General features: G+C 63.8%; 19 protein-coding genes. 9 read left to right on the forward strand and 10 right to left on the reverse strand.

Going from position 1 to position 16,067, the window contains the following annotated elements:
- The first annotated feature begins 4 nt into the window (after positions 1–4).
- From Q0030_RS21190 to Q0030_RS21225, 8 genes are all read left to right on the forward strand, one after another.
- On the forward strand, positions 5–808 hold the full coding sequence (locus Q0030_RS21190) for an SDR family oxidoreductase (protein WP_298371336.1): 804 nt from the start codon (positions 5–7) through the stop codon (positions 806–808).
- Positions 809–844: 36 nt separating this feature from the next.
- Positions 845–1,975 carry a DUF5938 domain-containing protein gene (locus tag Q0030_RS21195; RefSeq protein WP_298371339.1) on the forward strand — a complete coding sequence of 377 codons (1,131 nt, stop codon included), beginning with the start codon at positions 845–847 and terminating at the stop codon, positions 1,973–1,975.
- Positions 1,976–2,117: 142 nt separating this feature from the next.
- Complete coding sequence (locus tag Q0030_RS21200; RefSeq protein ID WP_298371342.1) at positions 2,118–3,656, forward strand: AMP-binding protein; 1,539 nt, start codon at positions 2,118–2,120, stop codon at positions 3,654–3,656.
- A 377-nt stretch (positions 3,657–4,033) separates the two neighbouring features.
- The gene (locus Q0030_RS21205; RefSeq protein WP_298371345.1) at positions 4,034–4,321 is read left to right on the forward strand and encodes a hypothetical protein; all 288 of its coding nucleotides are present in this window, start codon (positions 4,034–4,036) and stop codon (positions 4,319–4,321) included.
- Between the two features lie 91 nt (positions 4,322–4,412).
- Complete coding sequence (locus Q0030_RS21210; RefSeq protein WP_298371347.1) at positions 4,413–4,655, forward strand: hypothetical protein; 243 nt, start codon at positions 4,413–4,415, stop codon at positions 4,653–4,655.
- 37 nt (positions 4,656–4,692) lie between these two features.
- Positions 4,693–4,893, forward strand: coding sequence for a hypothetical protein (locus Q0030_RS21215; protein ID WP_298371350.1), 201 nt, complete (start codon positions 4,693–4,695; stop codon positions 4,891–4,893).
- Between the two features lie 105 nt (positions 4,894–4,998).
- On the forward strand, positions 4,999–5,346 hold the full coding sequence (locus tag Q0030_RS21220) for a DUF6665 family protein (protein WP_298371353.1): 348 nt from the start codon (positions 4,999–5,001) through the stop codon (positions 5,344–5,346).
- A gap of 335 nt (positions 5,347–5,681) precedes the next feature.
- Complete coding sequence (locus tag Q0030_RS21225) at positions 5,682–7,013, forward strand: MFS transporter (RefSeq protein WP_298371356.1); 1,332 nt, start codon at positions 5,682–5,684, stop codon at positions 7,011–7,013.
- A gap of 103 nt (positions 7,014–7,116) precedes the next feature.
- Here Q0030_RS21225 and Q0030_RS21230 read toward each other — a convergent pair whose 3' ends face one another.
- The 9 genes from Q0030_RS21230 to Q0030_RS21270 form a co-directional block, all read right to left on the reverse strand.
- The gene (locus Q0030_RS21230; protein WP_021082591.1) at positions 7,117–7,383 is read right to left on the reverse strand and encodes a DUF1150 domain-containing protein; all 267 of its coding nucleotides are present in this window, start codon (positions 7,381–7,383) and stop codon (positions 7,117–7,119) included.
- Positions 7,384–7,433: 50 nt separating this feature from the next.
- Complete coding sequence (locus Q0030_RS21235) at positions 7,434–7,859, reverse strand: Hsp20 family protein (protein WP_092120814.1); 426 nt, start codon at positions 7,857–7,859, stop codon at positions 7,434–7,436.
- Positions 7,860–7,934: 75 nt separating this feature from the next.
- Positions 7,935–8,114: a hypothetical protein gene (locus Q0030_RS21240; protein WP_298371368.1), complete on the reverse strand. Its 180-nt coding sequence runs from the start codon at positions 8,112–8,114 to the stop codon at positions 7,935–7,937.
- Between the two features lie 23 nt (positions 8,115–8,137).
- Complete coding sequence (locus Q0030_RS21245; RefSeq protein ID WP_097671328.1) at positions 8,138–9,220, reverse strand: sn-glycerol-3-phosphate import ATP-binding protein UgpC; 1,083 nt, start codon at positions 9,218–9,220, stop codon at positions 8,138–8,140.
- The gene (gene ugpE / locus Q0030_RS21250; RefSeq protein WP_298371372.1) at positions 9,220–10,068 is read right to left on the reverse strand and encodes a sn-glycerol-3-phosphate ABC transporter permease UgpE; all 849 of its coding nucleotides are present in this window, start codon (positions 10,066–10,068) and stop codon (positions 9,220–9,222) included. Before ugpE ends, Q0030_RS21245 begins: the two co-directional genes overlap by 1 nt.
- The gene (ugpA, locus tag Q0030_RS21255) at positions 10,068–10,949 is read right to left on the reverse strand and encodes a sn-glycerol-3-phosphate ABC transporter permease UgpA (RefSeq protein WP_298371374.1); all 882 of its coding nucleotides are present in this window, start codon (positions 10,947–10,949) and stop codon (positions 10,068–10,070) included. The genes ugpE and ugpA overlap by 1 nt, the downstream gene beginning before the upstream one ends.
- A gap of 160 nt (positions 10,950–11,109) precedes the next feature.
- Positions 11,110–12,426, reverse strand: coding sequence for a sn-glycerol-3-phosphate ABC transporter substrate-binding protein UgpB (ugpB, locus tag Q0030_RS21260; protein WP_298371376.1), 1,317 nt, complete (start codon positions 12,424–12,426; stop codon positions 11,110–11,112).
- A 206-nt stretch (positions 12,427–12,632) separates the two neighbouring features.
- Entirely contained in the window at positions 12,633–13,838 is a 1,206-nt protein-coding gene (locus tag Q0030_RS21265; protein WP_298371377.1) for a CaiB/BaiF CoA-transferase family protein, read from the reverse strand.
- Positions 13,839–14,053: 215 nt separating this feature from the next.
- Positions 14,054–14,479 (reverse strand): organic hydroperoxide resistance protein, encoded by a 426-nt coding sequence (locus Q0030_RS21270; RefSeq protein ID WP_092120797.1) that lies wholly within the window; start codon positions 14,477–14,479, stop codon positions 14,054–14,056.
- Positions 14,480–14,667: 188 nt separating this feature from the next.
- Here Q0030_RS21270 and Q0030_RS21275 point away from each other — a divergent pair, with 188 nt between their 5' ends.
- On the forward strand, positions 14,668–15,129 hold the full coding sequence (locus Q0030_RS21275; protein WP_298371380.1) for a MarR family transcriptional regulator: 462 nt from the start codon (positions 14,668–14,670) through the stop codon (positions 15,127–15,129).
- A gap of 351 nt (positions 15,130–15,480) precedes the next feature.
- Here Q0030_RS21275 and Q0030_RS21280 read toward each other — a convergent pair whose 3' ends face one another.
- Positions 15,481–15,720: a GIY-YIG nuclease family protein gene (locus Q0030_RS21280; protein ID WP_298371382.1), complete on the reverse strand. Its 240-nt coding sequence runs from the start codon at positions 15,718–15,720 to the stop codon at positions 15,481–15,483.
- Between the last annotated feature and the right edge of the window lie 347 nt (positions 15,721–16,067).

Genomic DNA, 16,067 nt, shown 5'->3' on the forward strand with positions numbered 1-16,067 from the left:
CGTCATGAGTGCGAAGAGCCTTGAAGGCAGGAAAGCCCTGGTCACCGGCGGCGCCCGGGGAATTGGCGCAGCCATCGCGCAGGCGCTGGCGCGGTCCGGCGCCGCGGTCATGATCGGCGACATCCTCGACGATGCCGGCAAGGCCAGCGCCGCGGAGATCGCCAAGGCCGGTGTCAAAACCGGCTTCGTCAAGCTCGACGTCACCGACGATGCGCAATGGGAACGGGCCGCCGCCGCGACGGTCGAAACCCTCGGCGGCTACGACATCCTGATCAACAATGCCGGTATCGAGATCACCTCGCTGGTCGCCGACATCAAGGCCGAGGACGCGCGCCGCATGTGCGAGGTCAACATCGTCGGCACCGTGCTCGGCATGAAGCACGCCTTCCGCGCGATGCGGCCGGGCGGAGCCGCGGGCAAGGGCGGCGCGGTCGTCAACATCGCTTCGGTCGCGGCGACGATCGCCTTCCCGAGCATCGCCGTCTACTCCGGCACCAAATCCGCGGTCGATCGCATGACGCGGGTCGGCGCGATGGAAGCCGGCAAGCTCGGCTATGGGGTGCGGGTGAACTGCATCTATCCCGGCCTGATCCCGACCGACATGGGTCTGCAGCTCGCCAATGACATCGTGAAGATCGGCCTCGCGCCCGACGTCAATGCCGCCGTCGGCTCGGTGGTGGAGCAGACGCCGCTCGGCAAGCTCGCCGAGGTCTCCGACATCGCCGACGCCGCGGTGTTCCTGTGCTCGAACGAGGCCCGCTTCATCACCGGCATCGGTCTGCCGGTCGATGGCGGCATGGGCATGTAGCAACAAAGCCGACAACAAGCATTTCGGAGGATCGCAATGAGCGAGAAGAAGCCCGTCATCGTCTATGGCGCGTCCGGCTACACCGGCCGGCTGGTCTGCGAATATCTGCGCGAGTACAACATCCCCTTCATCGCCGCCGGCCGCAGCGGCGAGAAGCTCAATGCCGCGATGAAGTCGAACGTGGCCGGCATCGAGACTGCCGACTACGAGGTGGTTTCAGTGCCGCACACCGTGGCCGCGCTGACCGAGTTGTTCAAGGGCGCCTCGGTGGTGCTCAACACCGTGGGCCCGTTCGCCAAGTTCGGTGGCGAGGTGGTGCAGGCCTGCCTGGCTGCCAAGTGCCACTACACCGACACCACGGGCGAGCAGGACTGGCTGATCATGCTCGAACAGGAGTTTGGCGCGAAGTTCGCCAATGCCGGCCTGCTGCTCGCGCCGGGCATCGCGCAGATGTACACCACCGGCGAGATCGCCGCGCAGCTGTGCCTGGAGACGCCCGGCCTCGACACGCTTGATATCGCCGTGTTCTGGGGCGGCAGCCCAACGATCGCCTCGACGCAGACCATCCTGGTCAACGCTGCGATGGCCAAGGCCTACTATCTGGAGCAGAACAAGTACGTCGAGCATCAGCCCGATGCCGGCCTCACCAACCTCGCCATCCCCGGCCAGCACGAGCTGGCGCTGGCGCTGCCCTGGGGCGGCACCTCGCACCCGGTGTGGTTCAAGCGCGATCCGCGCGTGGCCAATGTGAAGGTGCTGGGCGGCGTGTTCAACCGCGCGCTGATGCTGGGCGTGCCGCAGATCGTCGCCGCCGCGCTGGAGGCGACCAAGGACATGAAGCCCGACGAGCGCTACGCCGCGCTGGCGCAGACCGCGGCCGGCGTGATGAACACCATGCCGCCGCGCGAGAACCCGCGCGTCAACAAGTCGATGGATTCGGTGTACGCCTCCGGCCCACTGGGGCGCGCGCATTGCGTGATCTACGGCAACAGCAACTACAAGCAGACCGGTATGCTACAGGCCTTTGCCGCGGCGTACCTGCTGCAGCAGCCGCCCAAGCGCGTGGGCTTCGCCTCCGGCTGCCAGGCGTTCGGCCATCACGAGCTGCTCGGGCAATTGCGCAGCTTCGGCCTGGTCGGCAAGCCGGTGCTGACCGTGCATGATTGAGCTTGAGCCCCGATTGGATCGGGGCTCAACACTCCGTCCCCTGAAGCGTTTTCGTCAAGCGGACCGGTATCCAATTGCTCGAAAACGCCGCCTCCGCGGGTGACGCAGTAGCGCGTCACCCGCCTCTTGCGCGAGACCTGCCATGCGCTTCATCGATTATCTCGACAAGGGTGCCTCGCTCGGCGCCGATGCGCCGTGTCTCACCATGGACGGCCGCGACCTCAGCTATGGCGAGGTGCAGCGGCTGAGCTACCGGATCGGGCGCGGGCTCGAGCGATCGGGCATCGCTCCCGGCGAGAAGGTCGCGATCCTGTCCAGCAACGATCCGCTCGCGTTCGCCTGCGTGTTCGGCATCTCGCGTGCGGCCGCCGTGTGGTGTCCGATCAATCCGCGCAACGAGGCGACCGAGAACAAGTTCATTCTCGATCAGTTCGATTGCAGCCTGCTGCTATTTCATTCGAGCTTCGCGCCGATGGTCGAGGCCGTGAGGCAGGATCTGCCCAAGCTGCGCGCGCTGGTCTGCCTCGATACCGAGCTGCCGTTTGCGCCGTCGTTCGACCGCTGGCTCAGCGATCTCGCCGATGATGTCTATCAGCGCGACACGATCGACGATCTCGCGATGATCCCGGGCACCGGCGGCACCACCGGCAAGCCGAAGGGCGTGATGCTCTCCGGCCGCAACATCGAGGCGATGACGGCGCTGACCCTGATGGGCTACCCGTTCAAGGGCCGTCCGATCTATCTCGCGCTGGCGCCCCTGACGCATGCCGCCGGCGTGCTTTGTTTCCCGATCATGACGCTGGGCGGCCGTGTCGTGATCATGCACCACCCTGACATCGGCGAGTTCCTAGCGCTGATCGAGCGCTATCGCGTCACGCACACGTTCCTGCCGCCGACCGTGATCTACATGCTGCTCGATCATCCCAGGCTCGATGCAGCCGATCTCACCTCGCTGCAATGCTTCTGGTATGGCGCGGCACCGATTTCGGCAACGCGGCTCGCCGAGGCCCTGAAGCGGATCGGGCCGATGGCGCAGCTGTTCGGCCAGACCGAGGCGCCGATGATGATCTCGATGATGGCGCCCGCCGATCATTACAATCCGGACGGCAGCATTGCGATGGAGCGCCTTGCCTCCGCGGGGCGGATCGGCCCGCTGGTGCAGGCCGGCATCATGGATGGCGACGGCAAGCTGTTGCCGGCGGGATCGCGGGGTGAGATCGTGGTGCGCGGTTCGCTTGTCATGGAAGGCTACTACAAGAACCCGGAGGCCACGCGCGAAGCCTCGGCGCATGGCTGGCACCACACCGGCGATATCGGATACATCGGTGGCGACGGCTATCTCTACATCGTCGACCGCGCCAAGGACATGATCATCACCGGCGGCTTCAACGTCTATTCGATCGAGGTCGAGAATGCCTTGCGTGCGCACGAGGCGGTGCAGGATTGTGCTGTCATCGGGCTCCCTGACGACAAATGGGGCGAGCGCATCGTCGCCGTGGTGCAGCCGCGCGCCGGCCACACCGTCGATGCGACGGCGCTGGCTGCGTTCGTCAAGCAGCAGGTCGGCAGCATCAAGACGCCGAAGCAGATCGAGGTCTGGAACGATCTTCCGCGGTCCAAGGTCGGCAAGGTGCTGAAGCCGGACATCCGCGCGCGTTTGGCGGAGCGTTCAGGCAGCTAGGGCGGCGCTTGATAGTGACGCTGTCGACCTGACGCTGTTGCCGCACCGGGTTTTAAACGCTCGCTATTCGCCGGCCTTGAGCGTAGAGTCGCGTCATCACCGCCCATCCACGGCATCCACCGGTGACTGAGGGTAACGTAGGGCTCCCGCCAACAGATGAGGAGCATACGTGTCTGGATTTCGTCTGGCCGATTGGATCGTGCCGCCGGTGATCGTTCCCCTGTTTCTTCTGCTCCTGGTGGCCGCTGCCGCCCTCCTGCATGGATAGGGCGCGCAACGATGAATTCGGCAGTGCCGGCGTTTGGCCACGCCAGGCCGCCGCTTGATGCGACCGGCAACGCGCAAGCGCGCAGTCGGCGCACAACCAAAATCATGAAATGCTCAGTGTGATGATCGCCCGGAAAGGCACCTGTATGAAAACGCTTCTATTCGCCGCGGTTGCGGCCGGCCTGATTGCACAAGGCGCGCTCGCCGCAGAACCGGCCTGCCACAAGATCGAAGGCACGGTCGGTCGTCTCGCCTGCTACGATGCCGCGTTCCCTCCGATGGTCAAGAAGCCTCCGGCCATCGATAGCAACGTGCCGCGATCCGAATACAAGGACCCGTTGATCGCGGAAGATGCCCGCGTTGCGGCGAAGCTGAAAAACATCTGTCGCGGTTGTTGAGATTTGCGACGGGATGCGCGAGTGGCCGGCGAGGAGCGCACCGCTTCGTCCTTGGCGTCACCGCGTCCGATGGCCGGCTGAAGGAGCCTTGATGGCAAGCGAAATAACCTACGTCGTGCAGGCGTTCAACGCCGGCAAGGGTGGAAATCTGAAGCCGGACCCTCCGATCGTCTGCAAATCGGCAAGCGGCGCTCTCCGAACGGCGGAGAGGCTGGCATTGAGCGCACTCGCGGTCGTCGCATTCTCGTCCACCGGCGATCCCGAAATGGGCGACTATGACGATGAGCCGGTGGTCTTCTTCCGGAAAGGCGATCTTCCGGCGGTGTTCGGCTAAAGGCCCGGTTGCGAAGGCTACGTACGGGAGGACCCAGATGAGCGAACGGCTTGAAACGCTGAAGAAGGCCCGTGATCGCATGATCGAGGACAGGGACACACATGCGAAAGTGTTGGCCGCTCCGTTCGATCGTGACAAGGCGGAGCGGGCGCGCAGCAAGTTCGTCGAGGTTCAAGCGTTGATCGAAGCCCTTGACCGCGCCATCAGCGCGGAGAACTCAGTTTCAGCAAGGGACTGAAACCGGATGCCGCGCGCGGCGGGCCTGAACGTGTATTGACAACCGGCCGTGGCGCCAGAAAAATCCGGGGGTCATCGTTCTGCATCCGACCCTTGGGGATAACCGATGTCCCTCGATTTCCGCTTCCATCGCGCTCCCATCGACGTTCTCGCTTACGAGCTCGCCGAGGAGAAGGCCTCCGCGCTGGGACGCATGGGTCGCGCGCTGGAGCGGGCTCTCGCCAAGCTGCGCGAGTTCGATGCTGCCCATCCACGCGCCGAAGCACCGGCATCCGCACAACAGGCGCGGCGCATCCTGGTGCGGGAAGCCGGCCACGCGCTCTGGATGTTTGTGGTGCAGCGGGAAGCTTGCGGTATGCGCGACAGCCGCGCGATCATGCGCACCTACAATGTGCCCGGCGAAGTGCAGCACTGCATGGGCCCGATGCTCGCCACGTCGACCGCATCGCCATAAAGGCGCGGACCGCCACCGCGCTGCAGCAGTCGCCGACGAGAAGTTCGACGGCAGTGGCACAGACCAAGGTCGAATTTACCGAACCGGCCGAGGGACTAGATTTCGTCAGGCAAGACCGTGTCACGAAGGGATGTCGTACTCCCGCGATGGCGATCGGTTAGGCCGCGCGCGATCCGGGACCGGCTTCCCCAAGGCCTGCATGGGCACGCCCCGCGCATTTGCGGCCCTGCCCCAACCAAACAAATAACCGGGCATCGATACCTCCGTCCGCTGCGTGGACGAGGGATGAAACGCATTCCAGATGGCCCGAACATGTCGGGCCAGGGAGATGTACGATGACGACATTGGACATTGCAGTCGCCCCGCTCCCGGAAGCCGAGCATCAGGCGCAATTGCGGCGCGCATTGATTGCCAGCACGGTAGGCACCACCATCGAATGGTACGACTTCCTGCTCTACAGCACGGTGACCGGCCTGGTCTTCGGCAAGCTGTTCTTTCCCAAGTCCGATCCCCTGGTTGGCGTGCTGGAGGCGTTCGCCATCTACACGGTGGGCTTCATCGCGCGGCCGATCGGCGCCGCGATCTTCGGCCACTTTGGTGATCGCATCGGCCGCAAGGCGACGCTGATCGCCACGTTGCTGTTGACCGGAATTGCCACCGCGGCGGTCGGCGTCGTCCCCACCTATGACCAAATCGGCATCTGGGGAGCCGTCATCCTGACCGTCATCCGCTTCCTCCAGGGCGTCGGCGTCGGCGGCGAGTGGGGCGGCTCGGTGCTGCTCTCGATGGAGTGGGCGCGAACCAACCAGCATCGCGGCTTCATCACCTCGTGGCCGCAGCTCGGCGGTCCCGCCGGGTTGCTGCTGGCAAACATCGCGGTGCTGGTGTTCAGCCGCATCTCCGGCGACCAGTTCCTGGTCTGGGGCTGGCGCATCCCGTTCCTGCTCAGCCTCGTGATGATCGCGATCGGGCTCTACATCCGGCTCGGCATCATGGAGACGCCGACGTTCCGGCGGATCGTGGCCGAGAATCGCGTCGCGCGAGTCCCGGTGATCGAGGTGATCAAGCGCCAGCCGCGGTCGATCATCCTCGCCGCGTTGGCGCGGATGGCCGAACAGGCGCCAGCCTACATCTATCTCGCGTTCGTGTTCGCCTACGGCACCCAGGTCATCCATCAGGACCGCGACTTCCTGCTGATCTGCCTGATCTGTGCCGGTCTCGTCTCGCTCGTTACCATCCCGCTGGCCGGGCACCTGTCGGATCGCATCGGGCGCAAGCGGATGTATCTGATCGGCTCGGTCCTGACCGGGCTGTTCGGCTTCGCCTATTTCGGCCTGCTGAACACGGCGGCGCCGGCGCTGATCTTCATCGCCATCGTGCTGTCATTCGTGCCGCACGACCTGATGTATGGGCCGCAAGCGGCGCTGATCGCCGAATGCTTCACGCCGCGGCTGCGCTACAGCGGCTCCTCGATCGGCTACCAGCTCTCCTCGGTCATATCAGGCGGGCCGGCACCGTTGATCGCCACCGCGCTGCTGGCCGCGACCGGCTCCGGCTACGTGATCGCGCTCTATATCCTGTTCTGTGCGGTGGTCAGCATTGTCGCGACCGCCTTGATGCCCGACTACACCAACAAGGACATTTCCGAGGAGCACGACAGGCCCTGATGGAGTGATCCAAACGACGTCCGCAAAAAAATGCGCGGGCCGCCTCGATCGGTGTCGAGGCAGGCCCGCGCATTGAACTCGCGGATGCTGAATTAGCCGTGCGCTAGTGGACGCTGACGGCTTGCAGCTCGTTGCTCCAGGCGTTCGCGATCGCGGCTTCGCGGCTGTCGGTCAGCATGATCGGCGTGCCGTCGGCGGCATGCAGTGCGAACAGCTTGAGGCCCGGCGCGATCTTCGGCGCCTGCGGAAAAAGATCCGGCACGTCCTCGGAACGGACCTGCTTTACATAGGCGATATGGCCCTCGCCCAGATGGGCCAGCGCTTCCGGCGTGACGCTGTCGGATTGGAAGATGATACTCGCTTCACTCATGGTCTCGACTCCTCAGTCAGATAAGCGGTCGAGTCCGCTCGTTGTTTCTATTATTCGTGTTCATTGATAGCGATTGTCTTAACGACCCGTTCAGGTTCCGGCCTGGCCAGGTCGATCGACAACAACCCGTTCTTCAGATCCGCGCCCAGCACCTGCATCCCCTCCGCCAGCACGAAGGTGCGCTGGAAGTGGCGCGCGGCAATACCGCGATGGATGTATTGCCGAGCCTTGTCGTCCTGCTGGCGGCCGCGGATGACGAGCTGATTTTCCTCAATAGTTACATCGAGTTGGTCGCGGGTGAAGCCCGCCACCGCCAACGTGATGCGGAGCCGCTCGGGCTGCCCGTTGGTACGGTCGCACCGCTCGATATTGTACGGAGGATAGCCGTCAGCGCCCTTCACGACGCGGTCGAGCGCACGCTCGATCTCGTCGAATCCCAGAAGGAACGGACTGGACAACGATGGAACACGAGACATTACAAAGTCCTCTCGAAGCGACTTTGAGGGGCCCTTGCGGCACCCCATGCAACCGGCGGGCCGCTTGCCCGTCGGTCATAAGCCAATATGGGAGTGATCTGGATAGCGTTCAAGCGCCTCTGAAACCAGCGTAAATGCCGCCTGGAGCATACCGGCTCTGATTAAATCAGAACCGGTATGCTCCAGCCTTTTTTGTCTTAGCCGCGTTTTCTTCACGCGAACCGGTGTCCACTTCGCTCGAAAACGCGCCAGCATGGCCCCCGATCGCTCCTGATCGGTTACGGGCCGACGCGCTTGCGGCCGTCAGCGGTAAAAAGATGCAGTTTGTCGCGCGGCGCGACCGCCCGGATCTGCTCGCCGATCGCAGGCCCGGTGGCGCCGGGAACCCGGACGATCACTTCGCCGGGCGGCAGCTCGCCAGGATTGGCGGCGATGGCCCGTTCCTCGCGCTGGCGGCTGCCATAGACGAAGGTCTCGGCGCCGACATGCTCGATCGCCTCGACCGTCAGGCCGAGCGCGACGCCGCCGGATGCGGTCTCGCCGGTGATCACGAAATCCTCCGGCCGGATGCCGACGATGCCGGCGCCATCGGCGCCCGCGATCTGGGACGTCAGCTCGTCCGAACGCAGCGGCATCAGGTTCATCGGGGGCGCGCCGATGAAGGAGGCGACGAAGGTGGTCGCCGGCTTCTGGTAGATATCCAGCGGATTGCCGATCTGCTCGACCTGGCCGCCATTCATCACCACGAGGATGTCGGCGAGCGTCATCGCCTCGAGCTGGTCGTGGGTGACGTAGATCGAGGTGGTGTTGAGCCGGCGCTGCAGCTTGCGGATCTCGACCCGCATCGCGATGCGCAGCTTGGCGTCGAGGTTCGACAGCGGCTCGTCGAACAGGAAGACTTTCGGCTGGCGCACGATGGCGCGGCCCATCGCGACGCGCTGGCGCTGGCCGCCGGAGAGCTGCCGCGGCTTGCGCTCCAGCATCGGCGAGAGCTCGAGGACGCGCGCGGCTTCCTCGACGCGGGTCTTGATCTCGGCTTCGGCCATGCCGCGGTTGCGCAGGCCATAGGCCATGTTGTTGTAGACGCTCATATGCGGATAGAGCGCGTAGTTCTGGAACACCATCGCGATGTCGCGATCGGCGGGCTCGATCTGGTTGACGACGCGGCCGCCGATGTCGATCTCGCCGCCGGTGATGGTCTCGAGGCCAGCGACCATGCGCAGCAGCGTGGACTTGCCGCAGCCACTTGGCCCGACCAGCACGCAGAACTGGCCGTCGCCGACGTCGACATCGACGCCCTTGATGGCCTCGAAGCCGCCGGGATAGGTCTTGCGGACGCTGCGCAGCGTGACGTTGGCCATTACTTTTCCGTCTCCACCAATCCGCGCACGAACAGTTTCTGCATCACGACGACGACGAACACCGGCGGCAGCATCGCGAGCAGCGCAGTCGCCATCACCACAGGCCATTCGGTCAGCGCATCGGTCGTGGTGATCATCTTGCGGATGCCGACCTGGATGGTCTGCATGTCGTCGCGCGTGGTGATCAAAAGCGGCCAGAGATATTGATTCCAGCCGAGGATGAACAGGATCACGAACAGCGCGGCCATGTTGGTGCGCGACAGCGGCAGCAGCGTATCCCAGAAGAAGCGGAACGGGCCCGCGCCGTCGATGCGCGAGGCTTCCAGCAATTCATCCGGCACGGTCATGAAGAACTGCCGGAACAGCAGCGTCGCGGTGGCCGAGGCGATCAGCGGCAGCGACAGGCCGGCATAGCTGTCGAGCAGATGCAGATCGGCGACGATCTTGTAGGTCGGATAGATGCGCACCTCGACCGGTAGCATCAATGTGATGAAGATGATCCAGAAGATCGCCATCCGGAACGGAAAGCGGAAATAGACGATCGCATATGCCGAGATGATCGAGATCGCGATTTTGCCGACCGCGATCAGCAGCGCCATGATCAGCGAGTTCAGCATCATGTTGAGCACCGGCTCGCGGGTCGAGCCGCTCGTGCCGACAAACAACGTCTGGTAGTAGGTCTCGAAAAAATGGCCGCCGGGCAACAGCGACATCTGGCCATTGGCGATGACGGCATTGTCCTGGGTCGAGGCGACGATCGCCAGATAGACCGGGAAGGCGACGATCGCGATCCCGATCCACAGGATGATGTGGGCCAGATAGCGCTGGAAGCCCTCTTCCTCGACCATCAGTAGGTCACCTTGCGTTCGACGAAGCGGAACTGGATGCCCGTCAGCATGACGACGATGACCATCAGGATGACCGACTGTGCCGCGGAGGAGCCGAGATTGCCGCCGAGCAGGCCATCCGTATAGACCTTGTAGACCAGCGTTTCGGTCGCCTTGCCGGGGCCGCCGCGGGTCATCGTGTCGATGATGCCGAAGGTGTCGAAGAAGGCGTAGACGATGTTGATGACCAGCAGGAAGAAGATGGTCGGCGACAGCAGCGGGAAGATCACGGTCCAGAACCGCCGCATCGGGCGGGCGCCGTCGATCGCGGCGGCCTCGATCACGCTCTTCGGGATGCTCTGCAGCCCGGCGAGGAAGAACAGGAAATTGTAGGAGATCTGCTTCCAGGCCGCGGCGAGGATGATCAGGGCCGCCGCCTGATCGCCGTTGAGCAGCGGATTCCAGTCGACGCCCATGGCGCGCAGATAGCGCGAGAGCACGCCGAGCGAGGGGTGCAGCATGAACACCCAGAGCACGCCGACCACCGGCGGGGCGACGGCGTACGGCCAGATCAGCAGTGTGCGGTAGAGCGTCGAGCCGCGCAGCGGTTTGTCGGCCATGACAGCGAGCAGCAGTGCGAAAGACAGCGAGGACACCGCGATCGCAAACGAGAACGCGAAGGTTCGGACGATCGCCGCGAAATAGGCCGGCTCCTTGAACAATTCGAGATAGTTCTCGAACCACACGAAGGTGGTCGAAAGGCCGAAGGCGTCCTGCAGCAGGAAGGATTGGATCACCGCCTGCGCGGCCGGCCAGTAGAAAAAGATCAGGACGATCGCGAGTTGCGGGGCAACCAGCGCGTAAGGCAACAGCTTTGATTGGAAAATCGATTGCTTTTGCATGATCTCGGAAGAATTGGCAGGCCGCGCGCTGCGGCCTGCCGGGTGCCTAAAGCATGATCCGGAAAAGTGCGAAGCGGTTTTCCGAACAGATCATGCTCAAACAAGAAGCTAAAGCGCGGTGACGATTCAACCGATCTTCATCGCGCTTTAGTACATCATGTCAGTGGACGGCGGTCTTTTCAAACTGCCGCAGCATCTGGTTGCCGCGCTCGACGGCTGAGTCCAGCGCCTGCTTGGCGGTCTTCTTGCCGGCCAACGCCTGCTCGATCTCTTCCGACCACATGTCGCGCAGCTGCACCATGTTGCCGAGGCGCAGACCGCGGGAATTCTCGGTCGGCTCCTTGTTGGTGAGCTCGAGCAGCGGAGTCTCCAGATAGGGCTGGTCTTTGTAGAAGCCCTCTTCCTTGGCCTTGGCGTAGGCTGCCTTGGTGATCGGCAGATAGCCCGAGGCCTTGTGGATCCAGACCTGGCGGTCGGTGTCCGAGAGGAAGGTCAGGAACTTGGCCACGCCCTTGTATTCGACGGCCGACTTGCCGCCCATCACCCAGAGCGAGGCGCCGCCGATGATCGAGTTCTGCGGCGCGCCCTTGACGTCGGGATAATAGGGCATCGGCGCGGCGGTGAAGTTGAACTTGGCCTGCGCCTTGACGTTGCCGAAGAAGGCCGACGAGGTCAGGTAGATCGGGCACTCACCCGCGGTGAAGCGGCCCTCGCCGGTGTTGGTGCGGCCGGCGTAGTCGTAGGTCTTGTCCTTCTGCAGCTCGACCAGGTTCTCGAGATGCTTGACCTGCAGCGGGCCGTTGAATTCGAGCACGGTGTCGAAGCCGTCGAGCCCGTTGGCCTTGCTGGCGAGCGGCACGTTGTGCCAGGCCGAGAGCTGCTCGAGATTGACCCAGGTGACCCACGAGCCGGAGAAGCCGCAGGTGGTGTAGCCGGCCGCCTTCAGCTTCTTGGCGTCCTCGAACACTTGCGGCCAGGTCTTCGGGATCTCCGCGATGTTGGCCTTCTTCAGCGCATCGAGATTGACCCACATCACGGTCGACGACGAGTTGAACGGGAACGACAGCATCTCGCCCTTCGAGGTCGAGTAGTAGCCGGTGATCGCGGGCAGATAGACGCTAGGATCGAACTTCTCGCCGGCGTCGGCCATCAGCTTGTAGACCGGTTTGACGGCGCCGGTGGCGGCCATCATCGTCGCGGTGCCGACCTCGAACACCTGCATGATGTGCGGCGCGTTGCCGGCGCGGAATGCGGCGATGCCGGCATTCATGGTGTCGGCGTAGCCGCCCTTGTAGGTCGGGATCACCTTGTAATCGGACTGCGAGGCGTTGAAGTCGTTGGCCAGCTTGACGATGACGTCGTTGTTGGCGCCGGTCATCGCGTGCCACCACTGAATCTCCGTCACCGCAAACGCAGGCGACGCGAATACAAGCGTGGCAGCGGCTGCCGCAGCAGCGCCTAATCGTCGAAAATTCATCAAAGGCCCCTCCCGGTTGGAACGTCATCTTTCGTTGCGCGCGTTATCAGCGCCGGATGACGTTCAAATGACCGTATAAACGAAAGCCATCGTAGGGGGGAAGCCGCGACAAAGGGAAGCGGTAAAAAAGGCGGAGATCGCAGCCCATGTGCGTGCGGTGCAACGCCGGACGCGACGTTGCACCGCAGGGCTGACGGGTGGTTGCGTCAGCGCTTGCGCTGGGGGCCGCAGACCACGCCCTTGTCGACCAGGCCGTTGATCTCATCCTTGGAGTAGCCGAACTCGCCGAGCACTTCCGCAGCGTGCTGGCTGAACTTCGGCGGCGTGCGGCGCAGACTCGGCTTGGTGCGTTCGAGCCGGATCGGCGAGGCGACGCCCTTGTACCAATCCTTCTCGATAACGTCGCCGCGATGGATCGTGTGCGGGTTGGTCAGCGCCTGGTCGATCTTCTGCACCGGGCCCGCCGGCAGGCCGGCGGCGAGCAGCCGGTTGCACAGCGGCTCGGCCTCGTGCTGGCTGAAGACAGCGGCAAGCTCGGCCCGCAGCGCATCGCGGTTGGCGATGCGGTCCTTGTTGCGGGCGAATCTCGGATCGGTGCCAAGCTCCGGCTTGCCGATCTCCTTGGCGAGCTTGCGGAAGGTGCCGTCATTGCCGACGCCGATGAAGATGTTGTCGGTCTTGGTCGGGAAGATCGCGTAAGGCACGAGGTTCGGATGCTCGTTGCCGGTGAGCTGTGGCGGCTTGCCATGCATGAAATAGTTCGCGGTGTGCGGATGCATGATCGCAAGCCCGGTCTCGTATAGCGTGGTCTCGATGAACTGGCCGAGCCCCGAGCGCTGCCGCTCCGACAATGCCATCAGGATGCCGATCGCCGCATAAAGCCCGGTGGTGATGTCGACCAGCGGCACGCCGATGCGCATCGGGCCGCTCTCCGGCGAGCCGGTCGCCGCGATCATGCCGGTCATCGCCTGGATGATCGCGTCATAGCCGGGATTGCCGCCGCGCGGGCCATCGGCGCCGAAGCCGGAGATCCGGCAATGCACGAGGCGCGGAAATTTCGCGCGCAGCACGTCGTTGCCGATGCCCCATTTGTCGAGCGTGCCCGGCTTGAAATTCTCGATCAGCACGTCGGCGGTCTCGAGCATCTTCATCAGCACCGCGCGGCCACCCTCGGAGGCGAGGTCGAGGCCGATCGAGCGCTTGTTGCGGTTGATGCCGACGAAATAGGCCGCGTCTTCCTCATGGAAGGGAGGGCCCCAGTCGCGCACCTCGTCGCCGGCGGGCGGCTCGACCTTGATGACGTCGGCGCCGTGGTCGGCCAGGATCTGGGTGCAATACGGGCCGCCGAGCACGCGCGTCAGATCGATCACACGCAGTCCGGTCATCGCGCCCGTCGCCGCTGGGGTATTCATGGAAACAACCTTCGCTCAGTTGGGATCAGAAATCCCAGAGCTAACGGTCTTCAGGCGAGGCAGCAATGCTTCCGTCGGCGCAGGCCCATGCAGCAGGCGGCGCGTGCGTTCGCCACGCGAACTGAAAAGAGCGAACTGGCATCCGCAATGCAATGATCCGCTGAAACGCAATAGTCCGCCACGCGGCACGTGGCGGACTATTGGCAGTCGGTGAATTAGACGACGCTCAGCTTGACGTCGACATTGCCGCGGGTCGCGTTGGAATACGGGCACACCTGGTGGGCCTTCTCGACCAGCGCTTCGGCGTCGGCGCGGGACAGGCCGGGCAGCGAGACGGCGAGATCGACGGCGAGGCCGAAGCCGCCTTCCGAACGCGGGCCGATGCCGACCGTCGAGGTCACCGAGGCGTCCGCGGGAACCTTGGGGCCGCCCTGGGAAGCCACGAACTTCATGGCGCCGATGAAGCAGGCGGCATAGCCGGCTGCGAACAGCTGCTCCGGATTGTTGCCGGCGCCACCGCCGCCACCGAGCTCCTTCGGGGTCGTCAGCTTGACGTCGAGCGCGCCGTCGAGGGTTGCCGCATGGCCGTCGCGGCCGCCGGTTGCCTTGGCGCTGGTCTTGTAGAGCACATTCACAGACATCGTGGTCTCCCTTGGGTTTGGACTTGGGTAGTTTCGACTTGGGTTTGAATTCGACGGGGATGTGTATTGCACGCAGTTAGATTGTGCACAATATAAAATATGCGGCCTCACATTTAATTGTTCGCAATTGAATTCGCGGTCCCGAAAGCCCAGAATGACCCGGAAACGAGATGGATTCGATGGGAATCATGGTCAGGAAACAGACGGCGGCGGATCAGGCGCTGCGGCTCGATAACCAGATCTGCTTTGCGGTCTATTCGACCGCGCATGCCTTCAACCGCGTCTACAAGCCGCTGCTCGACCGGCTCGGCCTGACCTACCCGCAGTATCTCGTGATGCTGGCGCTGTGGGAACGCGACGACGTGCCGGTGAAGGACCTCGGCGAGCGCCTGTTCCTGGATTCCGGCACGCTGACGCCGCTGCTGAAGCGACTGGAAGCGGCGGAGCTGATCAGGCGGACCCGCAGCACCGAAGACGAGCGGGTCGTGCTGATCGCGCTGACGCCGCAGGGCCACGCGCTGCGTGAAAAGGCCAAAGCCGTTCCGCAGTCGATCCTCGCAGCCTCCGACTGCACGGTCGGTGAGTTGCTAGCGATGAAGGACGAGATCGTCGCACTGCGCGACCGACTGAATGCGGTGCTGGGGGAGTAGCAGGCGTGGAACGCGGCGCACCCGTTATGGCAGCACCGGCACTCGGCAAGTTGCGCACTGGAAATCGCTGCCGCGCTCGTCGTGACAAATCTCGAAGCCCTCCGGGACCAGATCGATCCGGTTTCTGAAGGGCGCGATTTCCGAGAGCCGGGCATGGCCCGTGCGCTGGCACCCGGGGCACCGCAAGAATTCCGTCCAGGTGGAATTGCGCATGGCTTGGCGTCCGTTGGCGCCGGACCAGGTAGCAAGCGATGGGCACTCGAGCTTTGTTCTGGATCAAAAATGCGGGGCGGAGGTCGTCGCGCTGCGCGAGAGGCTGAATGCGATGTTGGGGCAGCAGGGCGGTGGTTGCTAGAGGCGCTTCTTGGCGAAGGCGCGGCCACTGTGGGACTTGAGGTATTTCTCGAACGCCAGGGCTTTGTACTTGTCGGGAAAAGCGCAGTACCAGACGAGCTGCCAAGGCTTGAATTTTGAGGTGTGCGCGGACTTGCCGGCATTGTGCTCGGGAATCCGTCGCTTCAGATCCTCGGTGGCGCCAATGTATTCCTGATCAGGGAAGTTGATGCTGCGGATAATGTAGACGTACCACATTCGCATCCACTGAAGCTGGGCGGGATAGGTGGATTGACCAGTCCGTCTTCGCTCTTCGGGCTACGCCGGACACCACGCTTCGCCCTTCGGGCAACTCGTAGCTGCGCCACGCGCAGCAACGTAGCGTATCGCCGCGGGAGGGATTGATAGAGCAAGTAGGCCAATTGAACCAGTCCGTCTTCGCCCTTCGGGCTACGCCGGACACCACGCTTCGCCCTTCAGGCAACTCGTGGCTGCGCCACGCGTAGCAACGTAGCGTATCGCCGCGGGAGGGATTGATAGAGCAAGTAGCCCAATTGAACCAGTCCGTCTTCGCCCTTCGGGCTACGCCGGACACCACGCTTCGC

The sequence above is a fragment of the uncultured Bradyrhizobium sp. genome, from assembly GCF_947648125.1.
Taxonomy (GTDB): domain Bacteria; phylum Pseudomonadota; class Alphaproteobacteria; order Rhizobiales; family Xanthobacteraceae; genus Bradyrhizobium.